The sequence below is a fragment of the Finegoldia sp. genome (assembly GCF_046991905.1).
Classification (GTDB): domain Bacteria; phylum Bacillota; class Clostridia; order Tissierellales; family Peptoniphilaceae; genus Finegoldia.
The window spans coordinates 1-5,008 of sequence record NZ_JBKWZF010000088.1; the positions used below are offsets into that span (position 1 = coordinate 1).

Annotated in this window: 6 protein-coding genes; all 6 read right to left on the reverse strand. The window is 35.9% G+C overall.

The genetic code is table 11. From position 1 onward, the window contains the following. Positions 1 to 375 precede the first annotated feature (375 nt). A complete protein-coding gene (locus tag ACLUJM_RS12740; protein ID WP_257277743.1) occupies positions 376 to 765 on the reverse strand; it encodes a type II toxin-antitoxin system PemK/MazF family toxin in 390 nt (129 codons plus the stop codon). A gap of 521 nt (positions 766 to 1,286) precedes the next feature. Beyond that, entirely contained in the window at positions 1,287 to 1,574 is a 288-nt protein-coding gene (locus ACLUJM_RS12745; RefSeq protein WP_257363457.1) for a helix-turn-helix domain-containing protein, read from the reverse strand. Positions 1,575 to 1,889: 315 nt separating this feature from the next. Further along, entirely contained in the window at positions 1,890 to 2,054 is a 165-nt protein-coding gene (locus tag ACLUJM_RS12750; protein ID WP_412412978.1) for a hypothetical protein, read from the reverse strand. Next, the gene (locus tag ACLUJM_RS12755) at positions 2,051 to 3,226 is read right to left on the reverse strand and encodes a hypothetical protein (RefSeq protein WP_412412979.1); all 1,176 of its coding nucleotides are present in this window, start codon (positions 3,224 to 3,226) and stop codon (positions 2,051 to 2,053) included. Before ACLUJM_RS12755 ends, ACLUJM_RS12750 begins: the two co-directional genes overlap by 4 nt. A gap of 135 nt (positions 3,227 to 3,361) precedes the next feature. Next, the gene (locus ACLUJM_RS12760) at positions 3,362 to 3,760 is read right to left on the reverse strand and encodes a helix-turn-helix domain-containing protein (RefSeq protein WP_257363460.1); all 399 of its coding nucleotides are present in this window, start codon (positions 3,758 to 3,760) and stop codon (positions 3,362 to 3,364) included. A gap of 231 nt (positions 3,761 to 3,991) precedes the next feature. Continuing rightward, positions 3,992 to 4,921: a site-specific integrase gene (locus ACLUJM_RS12765; RefSeq protein ID WP_331871764.1), complete on the reverse strand. Its 930-nt coding sequence runs from the start codon at positions 4,919 to 4,921 to the stop codon at positions 3,992 to 3,994. Between the last annotated feature and the right edge of the window lie 87 nt (positions 4,922 to 5,008).

Below are 5,008 nucleotides of genomic sequence, written 5' to 3' on the forward strand. Positions count from 1 at the left end.
TTTCCTCCTACTTGTCTATCTTTGCTTGTTATGTAAATGTTTGTGTGAATTTTTCTCACACAAACTCCTCAACCCATCTTCATTCTATTTTTAATCTTATTTTCTAGCAACGATGTCAATTTCTTCATTACTAAGGTCAAGGGAACTATAATACTTTTCAATCATCTCTTGTAAAAAGTCAGCTAAATCTGTCCATCCATCTTTCATAGAAAGCCTCCGTTCTACATATCCGGTTTTGCAAAATGATATGTAAAACTAAAAGCAATTCCATACACCTATGAAAATCGTCTGTCTGCTTTCACAGACAGACGATCCACAAGTTTTAAGTCAACTTCTCAATTATGAAAACACTTCATCTTCCTAGCATTTATCTCGTTAATTTCTTGGCTCTTTAATACAAATCAAATAATTCAAAGATAGACTTCTAAGAAGTGCTTTATCAATTCCCAATAATTCTCTTTTTGTTGTCTTTCCTAAGTATGATTTAATACGCTTTTTATCTATCGTTCTAATTTGTTCAAGTAAAACAATAGATGGCTCAGCTAATGCGTCATTATTTCTAATCAAATAATGAGTTGGCAAACTTGGTTTATTTCCTACTTTTGTGGTTACCATAGCTACGATTAAAGTCGGTGCGTATTTATTACCGGTATTATTCTGAATGACTACCACTGGTCGCATTCCTCCTTGTTCAGAGCCGCATACAGGGTTCAAATCAGCATAATATATATCACCTCTACGATACGCCCAATCTTTATTCAACATATTGAATGACCTCCTTTTTCTTGGGTATGTACCGAAAAGCTGCAATCATATTTGACAATCGCAGCTTTCCCATGCGAATATGTGAACCCTATATTTGTCCTAAACGCCCCTAGGGATTGACTGTAAAATCGTATCGGGAAATCATCAGATGGCTGTCAGCGAAACAGCTCCATAGGGTTTCTGCCCTCCGCCGGGTTCTCCGCCAGCTCCGTAGAGAAGTATCATTGTCCCTGTTGCTTTCATTGCCGAATAAGAAGCTAACTTATTTTTACAAGCTGATAAGACTCGCTCGTGCAATCCCATGAATAATAATCCTTACCTTCTCTTACTCACTTCGTGCAGTCATGGCGTATCACTGATGTGGCTGATGTTCTCACACCGGCAACAGGAATGTACCTGATGAATGATATTCAGTTTTCAAAGATCCTGTAGCTCATTTCTGACTACACCCAAATTTTATCCTTTCCCGAATTACTTTAGGAGGGACTGATAGTGCCAGTTGATAGCACCAATCGTGCTACTTATATCAAAGTTGCAACATCACGAATTAAAGATTCTGCTTGAAGAAGTTTCTTTTGCAGCTCGTCAGTCCTCATGCCTTTTCCAAGCAGCAGATAATCAAGTGATACATGGAAATACTCAGAAACTTCGATAGCAAGATCTACCGATATGCTCTTAGTTCCTTGTTCTAGCTTGCTCATCATACTCAAACTGATATTCAATCGTTCTGATAGCTGATTCTGTGTTAATTGATGTAAATTTCTTAATTCCTTGATTCTTTTTCCACATTCTTTTGGATCGTAATACATTTTTATTTCCTCCTGTTTTTCCTTGAATTTGCAGATTTGAAATTCAAAGATTTGGAGGAGAACGATTACGAACTAAAACTGTAGATAAAGAAAAAGAGCGACCATCTTCACAATTACTTGCAAAGACGATCGCTCTGTATTTATCTGCTTTTTCCAATTAAAAACCCTCACTTTTCTTTCTGTGCTTTGTCCTTGCACAAAAAATCTACAAAGTGAGGGTGTTGCGAACGGTGTTGTGTCGGTCGCATGATGGTCGTATAAGAAATTTAAGGTGTTGCAACAGTCGTTTAACGGTCGCATGGCGGTGTTATGGCTCTATATTGCTCCATTTAGTGCAGATAGCAGCACTTGATATTCATCATCAGTTAAAAGTCTTTCGGCATTTCTAAGCTCTCCACGAGCCATTCCATTTGCACCAAGTTTATACATCGCTTTAATCAGCCAGTAATAAACTTCCTTGTTGGCATTATCAACTATCAATGCTTTGCTTGCATACTTTGAATGTCATCATAGTTCTCTGCTTCAAAGAATGCTTTCAACAGATCATTGATAATTCCCATATATTTATGATGAAAGCCAATCTCTGAGTTCATCAACCAATGTTCTCCGGTTGCTGATGAAAGCAAGCTTCCTCGATAAATATTCGTCAGCTTCTTCAAAATCTCAATTTTGGCTTTGTTTGATAATGTCTTTTGTGATAATAACCAATAATCTTCAAATAACTGAAGATCTGTAACAATATTCAATTCCGGATTCAGCTGATACCCTCGACTAGTCGAAATAATCAGTTTATGATCTAGCACATCGCTGAAAAGCATATGCAGCCTATAAATAAGCGATTTAATTTTGCTGCTTGGATTATCAATAATCTCATCAGGCCAAATCGCATCACATAATCTTCTCGGTGAGCAATGTTGGTTCGGATTAAGCAATAAATAAGTCAAAATCCTAATAATCTTTGGTGAGTTGATTTCATCTTCCTTCAACACGCTTTTTAAAGTATGGATTTCAAATGAACCAAATAAATTGATTACAATATCTTTATCAGTACGGATTTCATCAACCGTAAACGCACGATTACTTCCGGCAGTATGCCTTGCTTCGCTGATTGCTGAATACACTACAAAAGAAAGCACTTGTATCAAACTGATTTTTCTCTTATGTTTCTTTGGGTTCAGCACAATCAAAAATCCGGCAGGGTTCTTCCAAAACGGATACGCTATCAAAGAATCAATATCAAGATTCTTATAATTGGCATACTCTTCCCGATTCGTATCCTTATAAACAGAAGTATCCTCAATAATCATACACTTGCCTTGATGAAGGGCATTGATCCATTCCTCTGACGGAAAAATCTTGTCCTTTTCAAAAAAATTCCGTACGATCTCATTATGTGTTTTTCCGCTTGTCCACCAGATAGGGTTCCATACGTGAAAAATCAAATCCGCTTCTACGACACCACACCAGTCTGCGTCATAAAATTCAGCTACAGTATTCAAGGCATTCATTGCAATCTTCTCCGGATTGTCTTGATCATGCGATTGAAACTCCAACTTGCATAATGTTTCCACAAACTCTGACGAATAAGCCAAGTCTTTCCAATCTTCTAAAATTTCTTGTCCCGCACTCGGCGTGGGAATTCTTATTTCCATTTTGTTCACACTCCTTTAAATGTAAAAAGACCGAAAGAAAGTCAAATATTGACAGTCTTACGGTCTGCTTTATCTGTTTTGAGGACTGTCTAATCTATTAGTTTAGGCAATCTTAATCTCGCTTTTTCTCTTGAATCACTCATTTTGCTTTTTATAATTTCTGATGACATCTTTTTTATAGATAACAATATCGTCAATGAACGAAACTATAAACTGTAATGTCGTTGTATCACATTTATTCAACCGATCAATGATTTGGTCATCAATCAGATAAGCTTTGCTAACATGTGATGAGTCCATGAGAAAATAATCAACGCTCTTATCAAGTGCAACACTGATTTTCATCATCATCTCAAGCGATGGTTTGTTTATCCCATTTTCTATCGCACTCAGATGATTACTTGAACAATTGCATATAGATGCAAGATCATTTTGGGTTAGCCTTCTTAGCTTGCGTACTTTCTGGATACGCTTGCCCATCTTTACGAGGTCTAGTTCAATTTCTATTTCAGAAAGATCCGTCAAATCTTGCATGTAATCACCTCCATCCGTATGTATCGTAAACATATTTTAAAAAATATTGGAGTTGATTAGAACAAAGCATTATTCATAGTTTCCAACTGATACTTTTAATTTCTAAAAAAATATTTAGAATATCCATATATTACTTAGAATAAACAAAATGAGCTATCACATAAGATAGCCCAAATTTTGATTCATCATCTGTTCTTATCAACTTTAATCAACGTAAGCCATTAAATTTTATTAGTTTAATACAGATAACGAACGCATTACCAAATCTATATCTCTATTTTCCAATTCTTGAATAATATGTAGATATGTTTTTTGTGTCGTATTCATACTTGAATGTCCGAGCCTTCTTGCAACGCTTGCAATAGATACTCCTGCAAACAATAGAATTGAAGCATGAGTATGTCGTAAGCCATGTACGGAAATCACTGGTACATTTGCTTTTTTGCAATACCTACTCAGAATATCATTCACAGTTGAGTTATACACTTTACCTTTGATGAAAACCGGTTCATCTTCTGGTAATCCTTTAATCAACTCAGAAAACTGAATAACCATTTGCCAATCAATTTGAACCTTTCTTACTGATGATTTATTTTTGGTTGGCAAGAATCCTCCATTTCCTTTATAGTTCCAAGTCTTGCTTACTGATATCGACTGACGTGCAAAGTCAAAGTCCTTTGGTGTCAAAGCTAAAGCTTCAGAAAAACGCAAACCTGTTTTAGCAACAAGTAAAATAAACCAATCCCAATTAATTTCTGACGAAAGATTCAGTGTTGAAATTAACGTATGTAGCTCAAACTGATTTAAGTATTTAATTTTCTTATTTTTACTCGGTGTCTTACCTTTGATGATTGCTTTTCTGGTAGGATCTCTTTCTATCAATCCTTCATCAACAGCGTCTAAGATTGCTCCCTTTAATTGATGATGAAAATCCATAGTAGTTTGTCGCTCGTGTGTCGCTGCATAATCATTTAAAAGTTGCTGATATGAAATTCTATTCAAATCAGACATCTTCAAATCTGGTGCAAGCTTCTCTAACCACTTCTGAGTCATCTTATATTTACCCAAAGTAACCTCCCTTATCGCCCCTTCCTTATATACTGAAATCCATTTTGCATAATATTCGCAGAATAATTCTGCATTTTTGTTGTTTGTTTCCATTTTTGCCTCCTGTTTATACAAAATGGCTTACGTTGATGAAGGGTGATAAGGTGGTCGAGGTTACGAAAATACTCTCCTATCTGTTGT